Below are 22887 nucleotides of genomic sequence, written 5' to 3'. Positions count from 1 at the left end.
TTCGCCACCGGGGGGGCGTTTTTCAGCATGACCGATGGGTGAGGACGCTGATCAAATCCAGCGCGTCGTCCGCCGCCGCGATTTCGCTTTCGCTGAGCGCCTGCCTTTCGATGAAGCACTCGATAGCTTCCAGCAGGGAGAAGACGCTGATTTCATCCCCTATCTTCACGACTTCCCAAACGCCACGCCCGATAGCCAGGCAGATGGCTTCATCAAATTCACACGGTTTGCTGCTCATCTTTTTTCCCCTACGGCGTTTGGGATGATATCGGCCATGCTACCGGTTTTTGCCCGGTGACTGTCTGACGAAAATCCCATTTTTTCGTTGATGCTGACTGGCGTACGATCGCGGGCATTGGCGAAATTCTGATTTCCTGACCGTGGCTAAATTTCCCTTGTGACCACCGTGTCGGCGCGGTATTGTCGCCAAATGACGACAATACCGCCTCATTGTCCGCATAAAAAATTCATGACGTTATCATCCCTTCATCCCGCTGCCGTGCGGGATTTTTTTATGAGGTTTATCTCAAAGTGCGGATAACCTCGACGCGATCGCTTGCCATGCTCTGGGAATAATCCTAGCTTGAAATAGTCATTTAGGGTTAGCAATCCCTCATGACCTCCTTGTAACACTTGATGCACCAGAACGTTTTCTCCCCCGCTTAGGCGGGGGTTTTTAATGACGTGCATCGGCAAAGGCCTTCAACGTAGAACCGACAGAGTTCGTGACGATAACCAGTTTAAGCATCAGGGGACGGGACAATGAAAAATGATCTGGCGGCGGCGATCGCGATTGGCTGTGTGTTGTTGTTCGCATTGGCGGTCGGTTCGCCCCTTTCTATCGGTACCTCGCTGTAATCTTCCGCGGCCCCGTTCGGGGCCGTTCACCGCGCCAGTCGCCGCGTCTGCGGATTTTTGCGTCGATCGCCTGCCCGCGCGATAAAATCAGCCAAATCGCTGTTGATGTATGGCGAACTTTGAGTACTCTGAGTGCTTTGCACACCTCGCGTGCGCCCGTTCTATCTATGCTTTAATCAGGCCCATCACAGGAATCGCCATGCCCGCCCGCCAAATATCGAGGAGCCCGCTCTGATGCTGGAGATGTTATTACAGTGGTACCGCCGCCGCTTCACCGATCCGCAGGCTATCGCGCTGCTGGTGATCCTGGTCGCCGGGTTCCTCATTCTCTATTTTCTGCACGGCATTCTGACCCCGTTGCTGGTCGCCATCGTGCTGGCCTATCTGCTGGAGTGGCCGACCGCGCGCCTGCAGCGCATCGGCTGTTCGCGCACCTGGGCGGCGAGCATCATGCTGCTGGTGTTCGCGGGCATCGCCATGCTGTTGGTGTTCGTCGTCGCGCCGACCGCCTGGCAACAGGGCATCAATCTGATGAGCGATCTGCCGGGCATGCTCAACCAGTTCTATAACTTCGCCGCGACGCTGCCGAAGCGTTATCCGGCGCTGGTGGATGCCGGCATCATCGACATGATGGCGGAAAACCTGCGCAGCCGGCTGTCCGGCATGGGTGAGTCGGTGGTGAAATTCTCGCTGGCGTCGCTGGTCGGCCTGCTGACGCTGGCTATCTACCTGATCCTGGTGCCGATGATGATGTTCTTCCTGTTGAAGGACAAAGAACAGCTGCTGAACGCGGTGCGCCGCGTGCTGCCGCGCAATCGCGGCCTGGCGGGGCAGGTCTGGAACGAGATGAATCAGCAGATCACCAACTACATTCGCGGCAAGGTGCTGGAGATGGTGATTGTCGGCGTGGCGACCTACCTGGTGTTCGCCGTGCTGGACATGCGCTACTCGCTGCTGCTGGCGGTGCTGGTGGGCTTCTCGGTATTGATCCCCTACATCGGCGCGGTGCTGGTCACCATTCCGGTGGTGGTGGTGGCGCTGTTCCAATGGGGCGTCGGCGCCGATTTTTGGACGCTGATCGTCGCCTATCTGGTGGTGCAGGGGCTGGACGGCAACCTGCTGGTGCCCATTTTGTTCTCCGAAGCGGTCAACCTGCATCCGCTGGTGATTATCCTGTCGGTGATCGTGTTCGGCGGGATGTGGGGCTTTTGGGGCGTGTTTTTCGCCATACCGCTGGCGACGCTGGTGAAGGCGGTGATCCATGCCTGGCCGGATGAACTGCGGGTCGAAGTGGATGACAAGGCCGGTTGACAGGGAAGAAACGAAGCGCAGCAGGCCGCTGCGCCTCGTGAGAATTACTGCTGCAGGTAGCTCAGAACGATGTCGTGGTGATTGGTGGTTTTGAAATCATCAAACACTTTTTCAATCTTGCCTTTGCCATCGATCAGGAAACTGATGCGGTGAATACCGTCGTAGGTCTTGCCCATGAAGGTTTTCTCGCCCCACACGCCAAACTGTTGCGACACCTGATGATCTTCATCAGACAACAGCGTGAAGTTGAGCAGCTCCTTTTCGGCAAAGCGCGACAGTTTTTCCGGTTTGTCGGTGCTGATGCCCAGCACTTCGACGCCGACCTTTTTCAATTCGTCCATGTTGTCCCGCAGGCCGCAGGCTTGCACGGTGCAGCCCGGCGTCATCGCCTTCGGATAGAAATAGACCAATACTCGCTGTCCCTGGAAGTCGGCCAAATTAATTTCCTCACCGTCCTGGTCAGGCAAACTAAATTTCGGCGCTGTGTCACCGGCTTTCAATGGGCTCATCACTACTCTCCATCTTTCTCGTCATGCTGTGGATAGTTCACCACGCTAATACTGCCTTGCGCGTTCAATTCTGTACATAGGCGATGGAAGGCTTGCTCAATATTTGAGGCGTCCCGATCGCCGGAGCTGTGGGCGGTGATTTGGATATACAGCTGCGGCGGCAGGTCGCCCTCCGCCGGCTGCGTGCGCGAGACCAGTTCGGCGATATTCATCTGGCTGGAGTCGAACAGATCGGTAAAGCGTTCGATGATGTGCGGCGAGTCCTTCACTTCCACCTGCACCCACACCGTGGCCGGCATCGGCGGCCTTTCGTGCGAGTTTGTGCGCTTCATCACGATCAGCAGATCCAGCTCCGCGCCTTTTTGCGGCAGGGTGGATTCGATCAGGGTGATGGCGTTCCAGCTGCCGGACAGCAGCATGATGAACGTGAACTCCTCTCCCAGCATGGCCAGACGGCTATCTTCGATATTGCATCCGCAACTGCTGACGTGGCGGGTGATGGTATTGACGATTCCGGGGCGGTCGGCGCCGAGCGCGGTAATCACGAGATAGTGTTCGTCTGACTGAGGCAAAATAGCGCTTCCTGTCGTGCTTAATGGGGTTACCATGGTAAACATAAAAAAAACCGCCTGCCAAGCGCTTACAACGCGGTTGTGCGCTTGCTTTTGGATAGGCAGCAAAAGTACCATGAGTGACTTGTTTGTGGAGGGGACGGCCAATGTTTACGGGAAGTATTGTTGCACTGGTGACGCCGATGGACGACAAAGGTGCTGTCGATCGCGCGAGCCTGAAAAAATTGATCGATTATCATGTAGCCAGTGGCACCGCGGCGATCGTTTCCGTAGGGACCACCGGCGAGTCCGCAACGCTTGCCCATGACGAGCACGTTGACGTGGTGCTGCAGACGCTGGAGCTGGCCGACGGCCGCATTCCGGTGATCGCCGGCACCGGCGCCAACGCCACCGCCGAAGCCATCGCGCTCACCACCCGCTTCGCCAATACCGGCGTAGTGGGCTGCCTGACGGTGACGCCGTACTACAATAAGCCGACGCAGGAAGGGCTGTATCAGCACTTCAAGGCGATCGCCGAGAGCACCGAGCTGCCGCAGATCCTGTACAACGTGCCTTCGCGCACCGGCTGCGACATGCTGCCACCGACCATCGCTCGGCTGGCAAAAATCAAGAATATTGTTGCTGTAAAAGAAGCGACGGGGAACTTAAGTCGCGTTAGTCAGATCCAAGTGCTGGTTGACGATGAAGACTTCATTTTGCTGAGCGGCGACGACGCCAGCGGGCTGGACTTCATGCAACTGGGCGGCAAAGGGGTGATTTCCGTGACGGCCAACGTGGCCGCGCGCGAAATGGCGGAACTTTGCGCGCTGGCGGCGCAGGGCAAATTTGCCGACGCGCGCCGCTTAAATCAGCGCTTGATGCCGTTGCATCAGGATCTATTTGTAGAAGCAAACCCAATTCCGGTGAAGTGGGCCTGTAAGGCGTTGGGATTGATGGCAACCGATACGCTGCGTCTGCCGATGACGCCGTTGAGCGAAGCCGCCCGCCCGGTGGTGGAGCGCGCGCTGAAAAGCGTCGGTTTGCTGTAACTCTAAGGGAAATTTGATGGCTTATTCATTGCAAAAGTCGACGGTAGCAAAAGTAGTGGGCATCTCCTTGGTGATGATGCTGGCAGCCTGCAGCAGCGATCAGCGCTACAAGCGCCAGGTCAGCGGCGACGAGGCCTACCTCGACGCGGCTCCGCTCAAGGCGCTGAACGCGCCGTCCGGCATGATCCTGCCGGTGCAGAGCGGCAACTATGACGTTCCCGCCACGACGCTGCAAGGCAACGTCGGCAAGCAGCTGGACATTCGTCCGCCGGTGCAGCCGCTGGCGCTGCTGAGCGGTTCACGCGCGCAATACGCCGGCGACAGCGGCACGCTGCTGCTGGAAAACAGCCCGCAGAACCAGAACCTCTGGTCGCGCGTGGTCAGCCTGCTGCAGGCGAAGAACATCGCGATCGCTTCCCGCCAGGACGCCGGTCAGACCCTGACCACCGACTGGGTGAAGTGGAACCGTCTGGACGAAGACAACCAGTACGAAGGCCGTTATCAGATCAGCGTGCAGCAGCAGGGCTACCAGCAGGCGCTGGTGGTGAAAAGCGTTGGCCTGCAGCAGCAGGGCAAGACCGAGCAGGTGACCGATCAGTCTGAGATCCAGCGCTACAACGGCATGATGATCAACACCCTGATCGAAGGCCTGGACAAGCAGGACAACCTGGCGAGCAGCCAGACCGCCAGCCGCTTCGGCGCGCTGGATGTGCAGAGCGGCGCCGATGACACCGGCCTGCCGATGCTGGTCGTGCGCGGCCCGTACACCGTCGTGTGGGATCGCCTGCCGCCGGCGCTCGAAAAACTGGGGATGAAAGTGGGTGACCGCAGCCGTCCGCAGGGCACCGTCGCCGTGACCTACAAGTCCCTGAGCAGCAGCGATTGGGATGCGTTGGGCGTCAAGGATCCTGAACTGGCGGAAGGGGATTACAAGCTGCAGGTCGGCGATCTCAACAACCGCACCAGCCTGCAATTTATCGATCCGAAAGGCAAACCGCTCACCCAGTCGAAAAACGACGCACTGGTGGCGGCATTCCAGTCTGCCTTCAGTAAAACCAGCGTTAACTAATCAAAAAGGGGCTTCGGCCCCTTTTTGTTTTGTCTATACGGTATCGTTTGCGTCGCAGGTTTGGCACAATAGTGTCCGGCACGCCAAAGAATTCATTAGGTCAATTCTATACCCCCTAATTTCGGGCCGCGCTCGGGAGACATCGGGGATACATCACTGGAGTAAGTAAGATGCAAAAGCTAGCTGAGCTGTATCGCGGAAAGGCAAAAACCGTTTACACCACCGAGAATCCCGATCTGTTGGTGTTGGAGTTCCGCAACGATACGTCAGCACTGGATGGTCAGCGCATTGAGCAGTTCGATCGCAAAGGCATGGTGAACAACAAGTTCAACCATTTCATCATGAGCAAACTGGAAGAAGCCGGCATCCCGACCCAGATGGAGCGTCTGCTGTCCGACAACGAAGTGCTGGTGAAGAAGCTGGAAATGGTGCCGGTGGAATGCGTGATCCGCAACCGCGCCGCCGGTTCGCTGGTGAAGCGTCTGGGCATCGAAGAGGGCCTGGTGCTGAACCCGCCGCTGTTCGATCTGTTCCTGAAAAACGACGCCATGCACGATCCGATGGTCAATGAATCCTACTGCGAAACCTTCGGCTGGGTGAGCAAAGAACATCTGGCGCGCATGCGTGAGCTGAGCTACCGCGCCAACGACGTGTTGACCCAGCTGTTCGACGACGCGGGCCTGATCCTGGTCGACTTCAAGCTGGAGTTCGGCCTGTTCAACGGCGAAGTGGTGCTGGGCGATGAGTTCTCGCCGGACGGCAGCCGCCTGTGGGACAAAAACACCCTGGACAAGATGGACAAAGACCGTTTCCGTCAAAGCCTGGGCGGCCTGATCGAAGCCTACGAAGAAGTAGCGCGCCGCATCGGCGTGAAACTCGACTAAGCGTCGGCACTGCCATTCGGGGCGATCCGGCCGGATCGTCCCGCTATTCTGCGTTTTTCCAGAAAATTTCTACATTTCCTCCGCGGCAGACCATTTATAATGATGGATGCGAGATGACTAAAACCTATCCCACTCAGGCTTGAAGCTGCCTTTGCGCTTACGATCGCGGCGCAACTTCAACGAGCAGGGGAAATATCTGGAGTATATTTATGCGTTGGCAAGGGCGTCGGGAAAGTGACAATGTTGAGGATCGTCGCGGGCAGTCTTCAGGTTTGGGCGGCGGTGGCGGCGGTTTCCGCGTGCCGGTGCGCGGCAAGGGCGGCATCGTCATTCTGGTGGTGGTGCTGGTGGCCGGCTATTACGGCATCGATCTGTCGCCGCTATTGAACGGCGGTAACGTCGCACCGCAGGGTCAACAACAGAGCGCCAACATCAGTCCGAAAGACGATGAGCTGGCCAAATTCACCTCGGTGGTGCTGGCCTCGACCGAGGATAACTGGAAAGAGATTTTCCAGCGCATGGGCAAAACCTATCAACCGCCGAAGCTGGTGATGTATCGCGGCGTGACGCGCACCAGCTGCGGCACCGGTCAGGCGGCAATGGGACCGTTCTACTGCCCGGGTGACAAAACGGTGTATATCGATCTGTCTTTCTATCAGGACATGAAAACCAAGCTGGGCGCCGGCGGTGATTTCGCCCAGGCCTATGTGGTGGCGCACGAAGTCGGCCACCACGTGCAGAATCTGTTGGGCATCGAGCCCAAGGTCCGCCAGATGCAGCAGGGCGCCAGCCAGGCGGAAGTGAACCGTCTGTCGGTGAAAATGGAGCTGCAGGCGGACTGCTTCGCCGGCGTGTGGGGCAAATATGCCGAGAAGCAGCAGATGCTGGAAGAGGGCGACCTGCAGGCGGCGCTGAACGCCGCGCAGGCGATTGGCGACGATCGGTTGCAGCAGCAGAGCCAGGGCCGCGTCGTGCCGGACAGCTTCACCCACGGCACCTCGCAGCAGCGATACACCTGGTTTAAACAGGGCTTCGACAGCGGCGATCCCAATACCTGCAACACCTTTGCATCCCGTTAACGCCTCAAGTGCCGGAGCCTGACTCCGGCATTTTTTTCGGATTGAGATACAGCCTTATGTTACAGGCAGCGCAACAACTCATGCGGCGGCAGGGCATCCGGCGCCTGCTGGTGCTCAGCGGTGAGCCCGACTGGTGTCGCGAACAGGCGCAGCGGCTGGCGGCGACGCTGCCGGGCGACTGGCCGTGGGTGGGGGAAAACCCGCCGCCCGGCCCGACGGCGTTGGCGAGTGGCGCCGTGCGCCAATTGCTGGGGCAGGAGCGGCTGCACGCAGTGTTCGACGCCGGTCAGTCGCTGGACGTGGAGGCGTTGGCGGCGCTGTGCGGCGCATTGCGCGCCGGCAGTTGGCTGCTGTTGCTGACGCCGCCCTGGCGGCAATGGCCTCAGCAGCCGGACGGCGACAGCCTGCGCTGGAGCGATTGCCCGCAGCCTATTACCACTCCGCATTTCATCCACCATCTGCAGCAGCATCTGGCCGATGATCGCGAAGTGACGATCTGGCGGCAGGATGAGCCCCTGACGCTGGCCGCGCTGCCGGCGCGCGAGGGTTGGCAACCGCCGGATGGCCGACCGACCGAGGAACAGCAGGCGATCTTGACGACGCTGCTGCACGCCGAATCCGGCGTGTGGGTGCTGACCGCCGCGCGCGGCCGCGGCAAATCGACGCTGGCCGGCATGCTGGTGGCGCAGTCGCCGCTGACCTGTTGGATAACCGGGCCGAGCCGCGCCGCCATTGAGGTGGCCGGGGAATGGGCGCAGGGGCGCGCGCAGTTTTGGGCGCCGGATGCCTTGCTGGCGCAGTGCCGGGAGGGTGACGTCAGCGCCGTGGGCTGGCTGCTGGTGGATGAAGCGGCGGCTATCCCCGCGCCGCTGTTGCAGCAGCTAATCGGTTATTTCCCTCGCGTGTTGTTGACCACCACGGTGCAGGGGTATGAGGGTACCGGCCGCGGTTTTCTGCTGAAGTTTTGCGCCGGGCTGCCTTCCTATCAGGCACTGAGCCTACAACAGCCGATGCGCTGGGCGCAGGGGGATGCGCTGGAACGGATAACGGACAATGCGCTGTTGTTCAATGAGCTGCCCGCCTGGCCGGCGGACGGCCAGGCGATCGATTACAGTCAGGCGGAGCAGCGTGAGCTGTGCGCCGATCCGCAGCGGCTGGCGCGTTTCTATGCTCTGCTGAGCAGCGCGCATTACCGCACCTCGCCGCTGGATTTGCGCAGGCTGATGGATGCGCCCGGCATGCATTTCGGGCTGGCGCAGGCCGGGCAGGAGGTAGTTGGCGCCGTGTGGCTGGTGGACGAAGGTGGCTTGAGCGCCGAGTTGGCGCACGATGTGTGGGCCGGCCGCCGCCGGCCGCGCGGCAACCTGGTGGCGCAGTCGCTGGCAGCGCATGGCGGCCAGTGGTGGGCGCCGACGCTGCGGTCACGGCGCATTACCCGCATCGCCACGCTGCCGGCGTTGCGGCGGCGGGGTATCGCGCGTCAGCTGGTCGAGCGGCAACGCCGTCAGGCGCAGGGGCTGGATTTTCTGTCGGTCAGCTTCGGCTATACCGAGCCGCTGTGGCGCTTTTGGCAATCCTGCGGTTTCGAGCTGGTGCGCATCGGCAGCAAGCCGGAGGCCAGCAGCGGCTGCTATACCGCGATGGCTATCCTGCCCCTGAGCGAGCAAGGAGAGGCGCTGCGGCACGCGGCGCACAAGCATCTGGCGCGCGACTGGCCCTGGCTGCGGCAGCGTATTGAACTCGCGCTGGCGATCCCGGGCGACGACGGCGATACGCCGCTGGGCGAAGAGGATTGGCGCGAGCTGGCCGGGTTCGCTTTCGCCCATCGGCCGCTGGAGGCCAGCCTGGGGGCATTGCAGCGTTTGCTGTTGGCCAGCAATCTGCCGCTGCCCGCGCTGCGCGGCCATCTGCAACGGCGGCAATCCCCGGCGGCCTGCGCGGAGCTGGCGGGCGTCAGCGGCCAGAAAGCCTTGCTGCGCCACTGGCGGCACGAAGCGGCGCAGGCGCTGGAACAGCTGAATGCGCAGCACTGCCGCTACTGGCGCGACTGGACGCAGTCGTTGCAATAAATTGAATAACTCGCTCAATAAAACCCGATTTTCCCGATTTCTCAACGGCGTATAGTCACTGTCAGCGGTGTGGCGGCGACTGTCGCCGCACCAGGTTTGGTTACGATTAAGGAGTCATCGATGAAACATGAGCATTTCGTTGTCCAAAGCCCGGCGGCCCCGGCGGCGCAGCTGATCTTGCTGTTTCACGGTGTCGGCGACAATCCGGTGGCGATGGGGGAGATCGGCAGCTACTTCGCCAAAGACTTTCCTCAGGCACAGGTGGTGAGCATCGGTGGCCCCGAAGCGTTCGGCAACGGCGCCGGGCGCCAGTGGTTTTCGGTGCAGGACGTGACCGAAGAGAATCGCGCGGCCCGCATCGCAGACGTAATGCCGCAGTTTGTGGCGGTAGTGCGCCATTGGCAGCAGCTGAGCGGCGTGGGCTATGCCGGCACGGCGCTGGTGGGGTTCTCGCAGGGGGCGATCATGGCGCTTGAGGCGCTAAAAGCGGAAACCCGGTTGGCCGGGCGCGTGGTCGCGTTCAGCGGGCGTTTCGCCCAGCTGCCTGAGCAGGCTTTCGGCGACAGCGTGGTGCATTTGATCCACGGTGAAGAGGACGCAGTGATCGCGGTGCAACACGCTCACGCGGCGGCAGAAGCGCTACGGGCCGGCGGCGCCGATTTTACGCTGGACGTGGAGGAAAACGTCGGGCACGCAATCAACCAGGGCATGATGAACGCCGCGCTGGAAAGGCTGCATTATTATGTGCCGCAGCGCTACTGGGACGAGGCATTGTCCGGCAAGCGTGGCGAGCTGATCGCCTTTCGCTAAAAATTCAGGGCGCCGATGAGCGCCCTGATGTCATTTCTTTTTCGGCCAGTCGTCTTCGTCATCCCACTGGGCGTTGTTGTCGCGGTGCGGCGGTATCTCCGGCTTGTTGGCCAGATAGCTTTTCACGTCGACGCGGCGCAGTTCCTTAATGCCGCTGACGACCATTCCCACCAGAACCAGCAGGATAATCCACCAGTAATCAGCTAACCATTGCATAGCTACTCCTTTCCTTCACTGCGTATAAAACGCGAAAAAATCGAGGGCAGATGGCGTTCGAGCCATTCGGCACCGGCGACCTCCTTATCATGCCAGGCCGCCAGCAACAGCGCCGGGGTCAGCAAATGCTCGGCTTCTTGCGCCAGCGGCCGGTAGCTCAGATGCCACGGCTCTACCGCCACGCCACCGCTGTCTTCGGTAAAGGGGCGATAGAAACCGAACTCGGCCATATGCGCCGTCAGCCACTGGTTGAGCGGCGCAAAGTAACCGCCTTCTTCATATTCCCACGGCTCCAGCTGCAGCTTTTGCCCTTCCGGCAGCAGCGACGGGTCGTACACGTCGAGATCGCTGCCCCAGTGATGGCGGCTGGCGCCCGGCAGGGCCGACCAGCGCAGGATCGCCTCACAGCGCTCGGCGGCGGACAGTGGCGCGACGTCTATCGGGCGGCTGTCCTTATCTAATACTGGCCGCTGACCACAGAATTTGCCATTCCAGATCGCTAACTGCCGGTCGAAATCGCGGAAGGTGCTGGCGGGCTGGAGATCGAATCCCGCCTCACGCGCCGCCTGCTGCATCGCCAGGAAGGCGTTGACCGCCTGCGGCTGCAGCCGATGGTTCCCGCTCAGCGGCGCCAGGTGTTCGGTTGAGCGGCCGGTGAGCATCTCTGCGTTGATCATGCGACCAATTGCTCCATGATGCGTTGATACATGCGGCTCAGCAGTTGCAGATCCGCGGCGTTGACACATTCGTTGACCTTGTGGATGGTGGCGTTGACCGGCCCCAGTTCCACCACCTGCGCGCCCATCTGCGCGATGAAGCGGCCGTCGGAGGTGCCGCCGGTGGTCAGCAGCTGCGGCGTCAATTCAGAATAGTGCTCGACGGCGTTGACCACCGCATCCACCAGCGCGCCGCGCGAGGTGAGGAACGGCTGGCCGGACAGCCGCCACTCGATGCTGTAATTCAACTGGTGGCGTTCCAGCAGCTCTTCCACGCGCTGCTTGATCATCGCGTCGGTGAGTTCGGTGCTGAAACGGAAGTTGAATTGCACGTAGAGATCGCCCGGGATCACGTTGTTGCTGCCGGTGCCTGCCTGCACGTTGGCGATCTGCATGCTGGTCGGCGGGAAGAACTCGTTGCCGCGATCCCATTCGATCGCCACCAGTTCATTCAGCGCCGGCATGGCGCGGTGCACCGGGTTGTCCGCCAGGTGCGGATAGGCGACGTGCCCCTGTACGCCGTGGATATGCAGGTTGGCGGTGATGGAGCCGCGACGGCCGTTTTTCACCACGTCGCCGACGCGCTCGGTGCTGGACGGCTCGCCGACCAGGCAGTAATCAAGCCGCTCGTTGCGCGCCATCAGCGTTTCGACCACTTTAACCGTGCCGTGGGTGGCGCTGGCCTCTTCATCTGAAGTGATCAGAAATGCCAGCCGGCCCCGATGATTCGGGTTGGCGGCGACAAAGCGTTCCGCAGCTACCACCATCGCGGCCAACGAGCCTTTCATGTCTGCCGCACCGCGCCCATACAGCATGCCGTCGCGGATTGCCGGTTCAAACGGCGGATTGTCCCAGCGTTTTTCATCGCCGGTCGGCACCACGTCGGTGTGCCCGGCAAACGCCAGGGTTTGCCCTTCGCCGCGCCAGGCCCAGAAGTTTTGGGTGTCTTCGAAGTCCATGGCTTCGACGGTGAAGCCGATCGCCTGCAAACGTTCGATCATCAGCTGCTGGCAGCCTTCGTCATTCGGGCTGAGGGAAGGGCGTTTGATCAACTGCTGGGCCAGTTCGATAACCGGGCAAGTCATACGGCAACCTCGGCGATAAATTGTTGGTAAGCGTCGGCATTGAAACCGAGCAGCGCGTGGCCGTTGCCGTCGTCCAGCAGCGGACGTTTAATGATTGCCGGCTGCGCCAGCATCAGCGCGATGGCGGCGTCGGCGTTATCACAGGCATTGCGTTGCGCTTCATCCAGCTTGCGCCAGGTGGTGCCGCGGGTATTGAGCAGCGGCTCCCAACCCAGTTGCGCGACGAAGCCGCGTAACTGCTGTTCGGTCAGGCCGTCGGCGCGGTAGTCGTGAAAATGATAGGTCACGCCCTGATCTTCCAGCCAGCGGCGGGCTTTTTTGATGGTGTCGCAGTTTTTGATGCCGTACATCGTCAGCGTTGTCTGTTGCGGTTTGTTTGCCATGGCGTAAAGCTACCTGTCTCGTCGAGTCGATACTGGGCGGCGGGCACGATCTTAGGCCTTCTCGCCGCCCGGCGATAGCAGAGATAATGCCAGTAAAGCGGCGGCGAGATCCAGACAACGATGCGCGTGAGATGCGATTGGGCGCCAGGGAAAGAGGTTGTCAAAGCGATGAAACGGCGACCTTCGCCGGCGGTGCTGTTAAAAGATGCCGGCGAACGCGTTCAGCCACTCCTGCGGTTTTGGGAAAGAAAACGCTACTCTTTATTTATTCTTATGTTTAAACGATCGGTTAAACACCGTACGCGGGTAATATGCAACAGCGGTTTTATCCTGCTGGTGCCGAATTTTTTCATTATTCGCGATTTGTAATGATTGGCGGTTTTATTTCTGATATTCATGGCATTGCTGATATCGGTCAGCGATTTTCCCGTCGACCATTCCGAGAGGAAAAGGGACTCGCGCTGGGAGAGTTGCGGCGGCTCGGTATAGTGACTGTAACGCTTATATAAGTCGCCGATCAGGTGGCTGAAGCGGCTCAATGATATAAGGTTTGATAATATAATGGTCTTATTGTCGACAATCACCATTTCATGCGGGCAGTCGGTGATAATGACTATTTTGTAGGTGTTGGGGTTGGCATATTCATCGCGGTAACGCGCTTCAAAGTTGGTGATAGTGACATCGATAAAGCAGACTCTTTTGCGGCTCAAGCCGGCAGGTGCGCGTTTTTCCGCCCAGGTTTGCTTAATGAGTTGTCGGATGCCGACGCTGGTATAGGCACACTCGCTGAAAATATCAATTTCCATTTTATTATAATCCTTTACTTTCTATTTCCCGGTGAGGATTGATATCTTAAAACATAAAAAAAGAAATGATCTAAATAATTTCATGTTGAACTTATTTTGCTACACAGGCAGAAATCCTCCTTCGCAGGTGGCAAGTAAGGAAAGTCTCATATACTAACATGATTTATAAAGAGTAAATCTGCTTTTTAGCCGGCCCTTTGGCCGGAGGCAGTTTAATAGAATAGAAATCCTCTATTAATACTCAGGTTATTAAAAGGAATTAACATAGATGTCACCTATCACAAAAGTAAATTCGATCGTTTTTATCGATAATTTTAGCGTGACTGTTTTCGTTAATGAGTTAATAACTAAGATATTTCTTGTTTTCTTGCCGTGATGGCGGTTTTATTTTGAACGGTGGAAAGACAGCCTATGAGTTTATGCGGAAATTCGGTTTGAAATTGAGATAAAGATAAATCTAAACAAAGAAAATGCGATGTTTTGAGCGACGAACAGCGCGTAATGTGGCGGTTGATACGGAGAGCTGGCGTGAAAGAATGTCATATCGAAATTTCCGATCGGGTAACACCGGAAATAACGTCTTGTATTGCGGAGGGGTTGGACCGTTTTAATGATCAACAGATCGGCTACGGCGATCGTCTGCCGCTGGCGGTGGTGGTAAAAGATCACGACAGTGGGGACGTTCTGGGGGGAATTACCGGGCGTTCATCATTAGGGCTGCTGTTTCTCGATCTCTTTTATCTGCCGGAAGCGCTGCGCGGCGCGGGGCTGGGCAGCGAACTGTTGCGCCGTTTCGAACAGGAAGGCCGCCGGCGCGGTTGCCTTTCGGCCGTGTTGTACACCATCAGCTTTCAGGCACCGGACTTTTATCAACGGCATGGCTGGCAACGCATGGGCGAAGTGCCTTGCTTGCCGCCGGGAACCAGCCGCATCTTTATGAGCAAAACTTTGTGAAGCGCGTTTAACGCACGTAGCCTCCCTGTTGCAGGCGCTGGAGGGAGGCGCCGTCCGCATACACCATGCCGGTGGCCAAATCGTGAAAGCCGTACTTTTTATAGAAGGCCAGCTTTTCCGGCACGGAATAGATGAAAATCTTGCCGAGCGGCGCCAAATCTTGCATTACCCGATCCATCAACCTGCGTCCCAGCCCTTGCCCCTGAAAGCGCGGATCGATCGCTACGTCGGCCAGGTAGGCGACCGAGGTCAGATCGCTGATGGCGTGCGCGGTGGCGATCAGTTCGTCGCCGATAAACCCCCAATAGCAAAACTGACTGTGTTGGTAAACGCGCCGCAAGGTATGCGGATCGCGTTTGCCCAGTCCGGCGGCCTCCAGCAATTCACACAGCCGCTGCCAGTCGATGGCGCGGCGGTTCGGGTCGGTGATAATTTCCATCGTTTTCCTCTAACCAATAAGATTGAGATCGGCGGCATAGTGCCGGATGGCGCGTTGATAACCGCGAATGTCGGGGTCTGACGAGGTTTCTGCCAGCAGCAACAACAGATCGGCCACGGCCCGTTTATTTTCACCCAGGTTGTACAGCGCCATGGCGCGAAACAACATCAGCTCGTTGGCCTGCGGGAACTCGGTCAGGCCGTCGTCGAAAGCCCGTAACGAAGCCGGATATTCTCCCAGGGCGCGGTAGGTGCTGCCGAGGCCCAGCCAGGCCTCGCGGCGCTGGGCGGGCGGCAAATCGCGGGCCAGCGCCGCGAGGTAGCAGGGAATGGCCTGTTGCTCCAGGCCCTGCACGTCATACAGGCAGGCCAGCTGAAAGTGCAATATCGCCGCTTCCGGCTCGGCCGCCAGTTGCCGTAACGCCAGCGCAGTCGCTTCCTGATAGCGGCCCTGCGTTTTCAACTGCGAGAGAGACAAAGAGGTGGACATGATCGGCGCTCCATTGGCGTATTTTTATACCTTTTACACGCTACCGTGGAGAAATTGATATCACAAGGGAATAGCTTCACTACACATTGATCAGATAAATACGAAAATGTGCGCTAAGCCCGGTTTCCGGGCCCGGCATCGTTCCCGTTTCCCTTCACATGGTCAAAAAACAGGCGTAGAATCCGCATCGTCAAATAATTGAGGTTGTAAAGTATTATGGTTGATCGTGAATTAGGAAACTGGAAAGACTTCATTGATGAGATGTTGGGCAACTGACACAGCGTTGAAGCAGATGGCAAGGTTGAGTCATTGGAAAGTCACTGAAACACCTTGGGAACGAGATTTTCGTTCGAAATAAAGCAGCATCGGTAACCCGACGCTGCTTTTTTATGCGCTGTCTGTTACTCCTCGGTGGTCGGCGTGGCTGCCGGATGCGGTTTCCCCGGGAAGCGGCGGCGCACCAGCACGAAGAACAGCGGCACGAAGAAAATGGCCAGCAGGGTGGCGGAGATCATGCCGCCCATCACCCCGGTGCCGACCGCATGCTGGCTGCCTGAACCGGCGCCGCTGCTGGTGGTCATCGGCAGCACGCCGAAGATAAACGCCAGCGAGGTCATCAGGATCGGGCGCAAACGCATGCGTGAAGCTTCGAGCGTCGCCGACATCAGATCCTGCCCTTTCTGATTCAGCTCATTGGCGAACTCGACGATCAGAATGGCGTTTTTCGCCGACAGTCCAATGATGGTCAACAGGCCGACCTGGAAATAAACGTCGTTCTCCAGCCCGCGCAGCCAGGTGGCGGCGACCGCGCCGATCACCCCCAGCGGCACCACCAGCATCACCGAGAACGGAATCGACCAGCTCTCGTACAGCGCCGCCAGACACAGGAACACCACCAGCAGCGAGATGGCGTACAGCGCCGGTGCCTGCGAGCCGGACAGCCGTTCCTGATAGGACATCGCCGTCCACTCGAGGCCAAAACCGGTCGGCAGTTGGCTGACCAGTTTTTCCATTTCCATCATGGCGGTGCCGGAGCTGACGCCGTTAGCCGCTTCGCCGACGATCTCCAACGCCGAGCTGCCGTTATAGCGTTCCAGCCGCGGCGAACCGTACTCCCAGTGCGAGCTGGCGAAGGCCGAGAACGGCACCATGCCGCCCGCGCCGTTGCGCACATACCATTTGTTGATGTCATCCGGCAGCATGCGGAACGGCGCCGCGGCCTGCACGTAAACTTTTTTCACCCGACCGCGGTCGACGAAGTCGTTGACGTAGGTCGAGCCCCAGGCGGTGGAGAGGGTATTGTTGATGTCGTCGATCGACACGCCCAGCGCTTGCGCCTTGCGTTGATCGATGTCGATTTGCAACTGCGGGCTGTCGTCCAGGCCGTTGTGACGCACGCGCGACAGCAGCGGGTTTTGCGCGGCCAGCTGCAGCAGCTGATCGCGCGCCGCCATCAGCTTGGCGTGGCCGAGCCCGGCGTGGTCTTCCAACTCCATATCGAAGCCGGAGGAGTTGCCGAGGCCGGTGATCGCCGGCGGACTGCTGGCGATCACCCGGGCTTCGTTAATCTTGTTGAATGCCAGCGTGGCGCGATCGATGATGTCGAATGAGCTGTTGGCGCCCGCCGTGCGCAGGTCCCAGTCTTTCAGCCGAATGAACAGACGCGCCACGTTTTGGCCGTTGCCTCCCGGCCCGGAGCCGATGATGGCGAATACCGACACCACGTCCTGTTTCTCTTCGGTGAGGAAGTACTGCTCGACCTTTTCCACCACTTTGGACGTTTGCTGCAGGGTCGAACCTGCCGGTAGCTGCACCTGTACGGTGAAGATGCCGCGGTCTTCCTGCGGCAGGAACGAGGTCGGCAGCTTGATGAACAGCAGCGCCATGCCGCCCAGCAACAGCAGATAAATCACCATGTAGCGGCCGCTGGCATGCAGGATGCGCCCCACGCCGCGCTCATAGCGTTCGGTGTTGCGGTTGAACATGCGGTTGAACCAGCCGAAGAAGCCGCGCTTGCCGTGGTGGTGCCCCTTGGCGATCGGTTTGAGCAGCGTGGCGCACAGGGCCGGGGTCAGGATCATCGCCACCAGTACCGACAGCACCATGGCGGAAACGATGGTGATGGAGAACTGGCGATAGATGGCGCCGGTGGTGCCACCGAAGAACGCCATCGGCACGAACACCGCCGACAGCACCAGCGCGATGCCGACCAGCGCGCTCTGGATCTGCCCCATGGATTTGCGCGTGGCTTCACGCGGCGGCAGGCCTTCTTCGCTCATCACGCGCTCGACGTTTTCCACCACCACGATGGCGTCGTCCACCAGCAGGCCGATCGCCAGCACCATGGCGAACATGGTGAGGGTGTTGATGCTGAAGCCGCAGGCGGAAAGGATGGCGAAGGTGCCCATCAACACCACCGGCACGGCGATGGTGGGGATCAGCGTGGCGCGGAAGTTCTGCAGGAACAGGTACATCACCAGGAACACCAGCAGGATGGCTTCCAGCAGCGTTTTCACCACGTCCTTGATCGAGGCTTTGACGAACGGGGTGGTTTCATAGGCCACTTTGGCCTCCAGCCCGTGCGGGAAGTACTGCGACAGCTCGGCGATCTTGTCCTTGACCAACTGGTCGGTCTGCAGTTCGTTGGCGCCGGAGGCCAGCTTGATATTCATGCCTGCGGCCTGCATGCCGTTGTAGCGGCTGAGGTAGTTGTAGTTCTCGCCGCCCAGTTCGACGGTGGCGACGTTGCCCAGCGTCACCAGCGATCCGTCCTGATTGACCCGCAGGGTGATCTGGCGGAACTGTTCCGGCGTCTGGAGCTGCGACTGGGCGTTGATGGTGGCGTTCAACGCCTGTTTATCGACCGATGGCGTGCCGCCCAGTTGGCCGACCGCCACCTGGGCGTTCTGTGATTGAATGGCATTGACCACGTCCTGGGTCGTGAGCTGGTAGCTGTTGAGCTTGTTGGGATCGAGCCAGATGCGCATGGCGTATTGCGAGCCGTACACGTCCATGCTGCCGACGCCGTTGATGCGGCTGAGCGGATCCTGCAGGTTGGAGACGATGTAATCGGCGATGTCCTGCTTGTCCATGCTGTTGTCGGTGGAGACGAACGCCACCATCATCAGCGTGGTGTCGCCGGATTTCGACACCGTGACCCCCTGATTCTGTACCGCCTGCGGCAGACGCTTGATCGCCGCCTGCAGCTGGTTTTGTACCTGCTGCATCGCTTCGTTGGGATTGGTGCCAGCTTCGAACGTCAGCGTGACGGTCGCCTGGCCGGTATTGGTGCTCTGCGACGACATATACATCATGTTGTCGAGGCCGGTCATATTCTGTTCAATGATCTGCGTGACGGTGTTTTCCAGCGTTTGCGCCGAAGCACCTGGGTAAGTTGCGCTGATGCGCACGTTCGGCGGCGCCAAATTCGGGTATTGTTCCACCGGTAAAGAAAAAATCGCCAATGCCCCGGTCAGGCAAAGAATAATTGCCAGCACCCAGGCGAAAATCGGGCGATCAATAAAAAAATTGGCCATGCAGCGCGAACCTCGTTATGACTTGTTCTATCTTTAAAACGCATCGGAAATATGCATTTCAGCGGCAGGGAAGGATTCCGGCGCTATTGCACTTTACTCGGGATAGTCGAGGAAAGCGTGGAGAAAAAAAGGAGATAGTGTAAATAACGGTAGCGGAAAACGGCGTGGATGCACCGGCGTCGATAATTGTACGCTATTAAGACATTTTTATTACTATCAAAGGCCTTGCGCATCTCTTCGCCGCAGGGAACAGGAAAGTAAAAAACTGGACTCACCTTACAGCAGGAGCTTGGCATGGGAATTAACCCGGTATTTGCCCGTCGGCTTTATTTATGCTGGCTGATCAGCCACAGTGAGCGGCCCAATGTGCCGCGGTTGATGGCGCTGACCGGCTGGCCGCGCCGCACGTTGCAGGATGTGCTGAAGGCGCTGCCCGGCATGGGCGTCGAGCTGCAGTTCGTGCAGCAAGGCGTGCGCAACAACGACGGTTTCTATCAGTTGGAAAGCTGGGGGCCGTTCAACAAGAGTTGGGTGCATCAGCATCATCAGGCGCTGCTCAGCGCCATCGAGTAAGCGGCCCCGGCGTATTGGCCGGGGCGGGGCGATCAGTGGCTTTTGTACTCCAGGTACATCACCGTCGCCGCCACGCGAGAACGCACGTCCAGCTTGCGCAGTATGTTGCGGATGTGCACCTTCACGGTTTCCTCAGAGATATGCAACTGCGCCGCCACCTGTTTGTTGGACAGGCCGCGCGCCACCTCTTGCAAGACGTCCAGTTCGCGTTCGGTCAAGGCGGTGAAGGGATCGCGCTGCTCGCTGCGCGCCAGCAAATAGTCGGCCATGGCATCGCTGATCACGTTCTGCCCCTCGGCGGCGGCGCTGATGTGTTCCAGCAGTTGTTCCGGTTCACTGTCTTTCAGCAGATAGCCGTCGGCGCCGGCGTCGATCAGCGCGTACAGATCGCTGCGCGCGTCGGAGACCGTCAGCACGATGATGCGCGCGTCCACGCCTTCGTCGCGCAGGGCCCGCAGCGTATCCAGCCCGGACATGCCCTTCATGTTCAGATCCAACAAGATCACGTCCGGAGCGTGCTGCAGCGCCAGCGCAACCGCCTCGCTGCCGTTGCCGGCCTCTGCCACCACGCTAAATCGCGCATCCAGTCCCAGCAGTTGTTTGATGCCGCGCCGCATCAACGGATGATCGTCAACGATCATGACTCGGTATTGCTTCATCACCATGAAATATGCTCCCTGTAGCAAGTAAAGCCACTCAAACGCGCCCGGAGGCGTGCTTCACAGTGGGACTGTCTCTTCAAAAATAGCGGCAATCTGTACCGCAAACCTCTCCAGGCGGTCTTCTGCCCGGCGGTAACCGTAACGCAGAGTGAACAGCCGCAAGGTCAGGGCGAGAATGTCAGGCAGACCGCCGTGCCGCCGCCGCTTCTGCGCCGGATGCGCAGCGTTCCTCCCAGTCGCGCCGCGCGTTCGCTCATGATGGTCAAGCCGTAATGCCCTTCCGGTTCTTCCAGACTGGCGATGCCGCAACCGTCGTCGGTAATGCTGAATACGTTGTCGCCTGCGGCGTTGACCTCGCAACACACCGCGATCTCGCTTGCTCCGGCGTGCTTGACGGCATTGAGCACCGCTTCGCGCACGATCTGTAGCGCGTGCACCTGCTGTTGGGCGTTGAGCGCCTGCGAGGGCAGCCGACAGTGTAACTGAATCCGCGCGGGGGTTAGCGCCTTTAATGGCTGCAACAGTTGCTCCAGCGCGGCATTCAGATCCGCCTCCTGAATGTTGAGGCGGAAGGTGGCCAGTAACTCTCTCAGCTGGCGATAGGCATCGGCCAGCGTGCGATCGAAATCGTCGATAATCGTTTGCGCCGCCGGAGCGTCGGCGGCGCGCCTGAGCAGCGTCAGCTGAATGCGCAGGAACGACAGCGTCTGCGCCAGCGAATCGTGCAGCTCGCGCGCGATGGTCCCACGCTCTTCCATCAACAGCAGATATTGGTGCTGCTTTTGCGCCCGGTTGAAGTAGACGCCACGTCCCAGCATGTTGGCCAGGCTCTGCATCAGATGAGGATGCGGCGGCTGCGCTTCGGGCTGCCATCGCAACTCGCCCAGCAGTTTATCGCCTTGGGTGATCGGCAGCGCGCTCCAGGTTTGCGCCGGTGCCGGCTCTCCTTCGTTCAGTTGCCACTGGCCATGATCGTCCGCCACGTTCAACCGGATGCAGCGCAGTCGTTCGCTTTGGCGCACGATGCGCAGCACATTTTCGAACGCCTGCTGATCGATCTGGCGCACGCTCAGCGCCTGCGAGCAGCGATACAGCACCTCCAGCGTTTCGTTGGCCTGTTGCAGGCGCCGGGTCTTTTCCTGCACTTTCAGCTCCAGCGACTGATAGAGCCGGGCCAGCTCGTCAGACATGGCGCTGAAGGTTTGCGACAGCACGCCGAGTTCGTTCGGCAGCGCCACGTCCAGCTGCGGGTGGCGAAAATCGCGCTGTTGCACGCGCTGGCTGGCCTCGACCAGATGCTGCAGCGGCGTGACCACCTGGCGGCGCATAAAACGAATGCAGAACAGCACCAGGCCGATGATGGCGGCGTAGCCCAGTACGCTGACGGCGGCCACCAGGGTGAGTTTCAACTCGGAATAACGCTGCAGAGCGGAAACGAAATGATCGACGCGGTTGACGTAGCCGGCGACCTCCGCCCGGTAGGCGGCCGCCTGCCCGTCACGGATCTGCCGCTCCATCGTTTGCCATGTTCGTTGCAGCGCCAGATAGTGGTTGCGCACCTCAGCCGGAACGTAAAAGCGCGCCAGTTTTTGCAGCGCCGGCGCCTGTAAAGATTGCTGGTACTGCTGCAGGTGCAGCTCCAGCTCCGGGCTCTGCCGGTCAAGATCAAAGGCCAAGCGGTAGCTTTGCATGCGCAGCGAACCGGCAATGTTGATCGCCTCGGCATCGCTCTGGCTGCCGGCGACGGTCGTCAACGCCAACCCGGTGGCGAGCACCGACAGTATCACGATGCCGAACAGCGCTCTGGCCAGGCTGCCGGTCACGGAACGTTTAACAAGCAATCACGGAATCCTTTTCTCTCAGGTGAGGCGCTTCGCCAGTTTCATTCGAAAGCAAAACTATAACTTTTGCAACTAAATTGCACCGCGATTTGTATCAAGTTGTCAACAAAACGGGAACAATTGTCGTTGTGTAATCAAATGAATAGCGAAATGCCTGCCGATGTTCAGCGGCGGGCCAGTTTCCTCCGGCGATTTGTCTTTGGGGGGCGAATCGCACTGGGTTTTATGCAATGTCATGCGCCTGAGCGCGACTTATTTTCCATTATTTTAAGCAATATTAAGTCCCAGCTTGTCCGGCGGGGGGCGGTGTGATTTTTGTTGCAAATCGTCTGCCGCGGCGCGGCGTAATCGCGGTATGATCTTTAGGTTGCAACTCAAGGGAAAAGGGTCATGTCGTCGAAAATTGAGAATGTGAAGAAAGAGCTGTTGTCGGACAACTGGTATGTGCTGCACAAGTACACGTTCGATCTGAAACGCAAAAACGGCGGTTCGGTGCAACAGGTGCGCGAGGTCTACGATCGCGGCAACGGCGCCACCATTTTGCTGTACAACCGCGCCAAGGGCACGGTGGTGCTGACCAATCAATTCCGCATGCCAACCTATGTCAACGGCAACGAAAGCGGCATGCTGCTTGAGGCCTGCGCCGGCCTGCTGGATGCCGACTCTCCGGAGCAGTGTGCGCGCCGCGAAGCGGTGGAAGAGACCGGTTTTCAGGTGGGTGAGGTCAAGAAAATCTTCGAAGCCTACATGTCGCCGGGCGGCGTGACCGAGATCGTGCACTTCTTTATCGCCGAATACCATGATGATGAGCGGCGCGCGGCCGGCGGCGGCATTGAAGATGAAGATATCGAAGTGATCGAACTGCCGTTCAGCGAAGCGGTGGCGATGATCGCCGATGGCCGCATTAAAGACGGCAAGACCATCATGCTGCTGCAATATTTGCAGATTCATCGGGTTATGGCATAAAAAAAGCCGGTCACGATGACCGGCTTTTTTAT

The 22887-nt window shown here is 59.1% G+C and carries 24 protein-coding genes; 11 read left to right on the top strand and 13 right to left on the bottom strand.

Translation table 11 applies throughout. The features are described 5' to 3' along the window. Positions 1 to 22: 22 nt before the first annotated feature. A complete protein-coding gene (locus ACUTSC_RS19665) occupies positions 23 to 238 on the bottom strand; it encodes a hypothetical protein (RefSeq protein ID WP_197768906.1) in 216 nt (71 codons plus the stop codon). Positions 239 to 1092: 854 nt separating this feature from the next. On the opposite strand from ACUTSC_RS19665, the gene ACUTSC_RS19660 reads away from it, so the two are divergent. Continuing rightward, positions 1093 to 2169 (top strand): AI-2E family transporter, encoded by a 1077-nt coding sequence (locus tag ACUTSC_RS19660; RefSeq protein WP_197768907.1) that lies wholly within the window; start codon positions 1093 to 1095, stop codon positions 2167 to 2169. Between the two features lie 44 nt (positions 2170 to 2213). On the opposite strand, the gene bcp is transcribed toward ACUTSC_RS19660, so the two are convergent. Together bcp and ACUTSC_RS19650 are read right to left on the bottom strand one after the other, a co-directional pair. After that, positions 2214 to 2678 (bottom strand): thioredoxin-dependent thiol peroxidase, encoded by a 465-nt coding sequence (gene bcp, locus ACUTSC_RS19655; protein WP_049271993.1) that lies wholly within the window; start codon positions 2676 to 2678, stop codon positions 2214 to 2216. 2 nt (positions 2679 to 2680) lie between these two features. After that, on the bottom strand, positions 2681 to 3286 hold the full coding sequence (locus ACUTSC_RS19650; RefSeq protein WP_369919484.1) for a glycine cleavage system transcriptional repressor: 606 nt from the start codon (positions 3284 to 3286) through the stop codon (positions 2681 to 2683). A 110-nt stretch (positions 3287 to 3396) separates the two neighbouring features. Between ACUTSC_RS19650 and dapA the strand changes: the two genes are divergently transcribed. From dapA to ypfH, 6 genes are all read left to right on the top strand, one after another. Next, positions 3397 to 4278, top strand: a complete 882-nt coding sequence (gene dapA / locus ACUTSC_RS19645; RefSeq protein ID WP_043147806.1) for a 4-hydroxy-tetrahydrodipicolinate synthase — start codon at positions 3397 to 3399, stop codon at positions 4276 to 4278. 16 nt (positions 4279 to 4294) lie between these two features. Further along, the gene (bamC, locus tag ACUTSC_RS19640) at positions 4295 to 5347 is read left to right on the top strand and encodes an outer membrane protein assembly factor BamC (RefSeq protein WP_033648812.1); all 1053 of its coding nucleotides are present in this window, start codon (positions 4295 to 4297) and stop codon (positions 5345 to 5347) included. Positions 5348 to 5517: 170 nt separating this feature from the next. Beyond that, positions 5518 to 6231, top strand: coding sequence for a phosphoribosylaminoimidazolesuccinocarboxamide synthase (gene purC, locus ACUTSC_RS19635; protein WP_197768908.1), 714 nt, complete (start codon positions 5518 to 5520; stop codon positions 6229 to 6231). A gap of 209 nt (positions 6232 to 6440) precedes the next feature. Then, positions 6441 to 7310 carry a KPN_02809 family neutral zinc metallopeptidase gene (gene ypfJ, locus ACUTSC_RS19630; RefSeq protein ID WP_060428635.1) on the top strand — a complete coding sequence of 290 codons (870 nt, stop codon included), beginning with the start codon at positions 6441 to 6443 and terminating at the stop codon, positions 7308 to 7310. Between the two features lie 56 nt (positions 7311 to 7366). Next, a complete protein-coding gene (locus ACUTSC_RS19625) occupies positions 7367 to 9379 on the top strand; it encodes a GNAT family N-acetyltransferase (protein WP_197768909.1) in 2013 nt (670 codons plus the stop codon). 120 nt (positions 9380 to 9499) lie between these two features. Further along, complete coding sequence (gene ypfH, locus ACUTSC_RS19620; RefSeq protein WP_197768910.1) at positions 9500 to 10189, top strand: esterase; 690 nt, start codon at positions 9500 to 9502, stop codon at positions 10187 to 10189. A 30-nt stretch (positions 10190 to 10219) separates the two neighbouring features. On the opposite strand, the gene ACUTSC_RS19615 is transcribed toward ypfH, so the two are convergent. From ACUTSC_RS19615 to ACUTSC_RS19595, 5 genes are all read right to left on the bottom strand, one after another. Further along, positions 10220 to 10405, bottom strand: a complete 186-nt coding sequence (locus ACUTSC_RS19615) for a YpfN family protein (protein WP_004941720.1) — start codon at positions 10403 to 10405, stop codon at positions 10220 to 10222. 2 nt (positions 10406 to 10407) lie between these two features. Then, positions 10408 to 11082 (bottom strand): D-alanyl-D-alanine carboxypeptidase family protein, encoded by a 675-nt coding sequence (locus tag ACUTSC_RS19610; RefSeq protein WP_197768911.1) that lies wholly within the window; start codon positions 11080 to 11082, stop codon positions 10408 to 10410. Continuing rightward, positions 11079 to 12206 (bottom strand): succinyl-diaminopimelate desuccinylase, encoded by a 1128-nt coding sequence (gene dapE / locus ACUTSC_RS19605; RefSeq protein WP_063990463.1) that lies wholly within the window; start codon positions 12204 to 12206, stop codon positions 11079 to 11081. Before dapE ends, ACUTSC_RS19610 begins: the two co-directional genes overlap by 4 nt. Next, a complete protein-coding gene (locus tag ACUTSC_RS19600; RefSeq protein ID WP_060438228.1) occupies positions 12203 to 12589 on the bottom strand; it encodes an ArsC family reductase in 387 nt (128 codons plus the stop codon). The genes dapE and ACUTSC_RS19600 overlap by 4 nt, the downstream gene beginning before the upstream one ends. Positions 12590 to 12843: 254 nt before the next feature. After that, positions 12844 to 13395, bottom strand: a complete 552-nt coding sequence (locus ACUTSC_RS19595; protein WP_197768912.1) for a LuxR C-terminal-related transcriptional regulator — start codon at positions 13393 to 13395, stop codon at positions 12844 to 12846. A gap of 528 nt (positions 13396 to 13923) precedes the next feature. Between ACUTSC_RS19595 and ACUTSC_RS19590 the strand changes: the two genes are divergently transcribed. Next, the gene (locus tag ACUTSC_RS19590) at positions 13924 to 14349 is read left to right on the top strand and encodes a GNAT family N-acetyltransferase (protein WP_197768918.1); all 426 of its coding nucleotides are present in this window, start codon (positions 13924 to 13926) and stop codon (positions 14347 to 14349) included. Between the two features lie 7 nt (positions 14350 to 14356). Here the strand turns inward: ACUTSC_RS19590 and ACUTSC_RS19585 are convergent, their stop codons facing one another. Both ACUTSC_RS19585 and ACUTSC_RS19580 read right to left on the bottom strand, forming a co-directional pair. After that, entirely contained in the window at positions 14357 to 14788 is a 432-nt protein-coding gene (locus ACUTSC_RS19585; RefSeq protein ID WP_197768913.1) for a GNAT family N-acetyltransferase, read from the bottom strand. A 9-nt stretch (positions 14789 to 14797) separates the two neighbouring features. Further along, positions 14798 to 15277: a tetratricopeptide repeat protein gene (locus tag ACUTSC_RS19580; protein WP_197768914.1), complete on the bottom strand. Its 480-nt coding sequence runs from the start codon at positions 15275 to 15277 to the stop codon at positions 14798 to 14800. A 216-nt stretch (positions 15278 to 15493) separates the two neighbouring features. Here ACUTSC_RS19580 and ypfM point away from each other — a divergent pair, with 216 nt between their 5' ends. Further along, complete coding sequence (gene ypfM / locus ACUTSC_RS19575) at positions 15494 to 15553, top strand: protein YpfM (RefSeq protein WP_100396732.1); 60 nt, start codon at positions 15494 to 15496, stop codon at positions 15551 to 15553. Between the two features lie 125 nt (positions 15554 to 15678). Here ypfM and acrD read toward each other — a convergent pair whose 3' ends face one another. After that, complete coding sequence (gene acrD / locus ACUTSC_RS19570) at positions 15679 to 18813, bottom strand: multidrug efflux RND transporter permease AcrD (RefSeq protein WP_197768915.1); 3135 nt, start codon at positions 18811 to 18813, stop codon at positions 15679 to 15681. Positions 18814 to 19107: 294 nt separating this feature from the next. Here acrD and ACUTSC_RS19565 point away from each other — a divergent pair, with 294 nt between their 5' ends. Then, positions 19108 to 19386 (top strand): winged helix-turn-helix domain-containing protein, encoded by a 279-nt coding sequence (locus ACUTSC_RS19565; RefSeq protein WP_004941750.1) that lies wholly within the window; start codon positions 19108 to 19110, stop codon positions 19384 to 19386. Positions 19387 to 19418: 32 nt separating this feature from the next. On the opposite strand, the gene ACUTSC_RS19560 is transcribed toward ACUTSC_RS19565, so the two are convergent. Then, positions 19419 to 20051: a response regulator gene (locus ACUTSC_RS19560; protein WP_197768916.1), complete on the bottom strand. Its 633-nt coding sequence runs from the start codon at positions 20049 to 20051 to the stop codon at positions 19419 to 19421. 161 nt (positions 20052 to 20212) lie between these two features. Then, a complete protein-coding gene (gene narQ, locus ACUTSC_RS19555; protein ID WP_197774079.1) occupies positions 20213 to 21889 on the bottom strand; it encodes a nitrate/nitrite two-component system sensor histidine kinase NarQ in 1677 nt (558 codons plus the stop codon). A 390-nt stretch (positions 21890 to 22279) separates the two neighbouring features. Here narQ and nudK point away from each other — a divergent pair, with 390 nt between their 5' ends. Continuing rightward, the gene (nudK, locus tag ACUTSC_RS19550) at positions 22280 to 22855 is read left to right on the top strand and encodes a GDP-mannose pyrophosphatase NudK (protein WP_049272608.1); all 576 of its coding nucleotides are present in this window, start codon (positions 22280 to 22282) and stop codon (positions 22853 to 22855) included. The last annotated feature ends 32 nt before the right edge of the window (positions 22856 to 22887 follow it).

The sequence above is a fragment of the Serratia sp. TSA_105.2 genome (assembly GCF_052692115.1).
The sequence above is the reverse complement of the archived record's forward strand: the minus strand, read 5'-3'. Positions and strand labels throughout refer to the sequence as shown.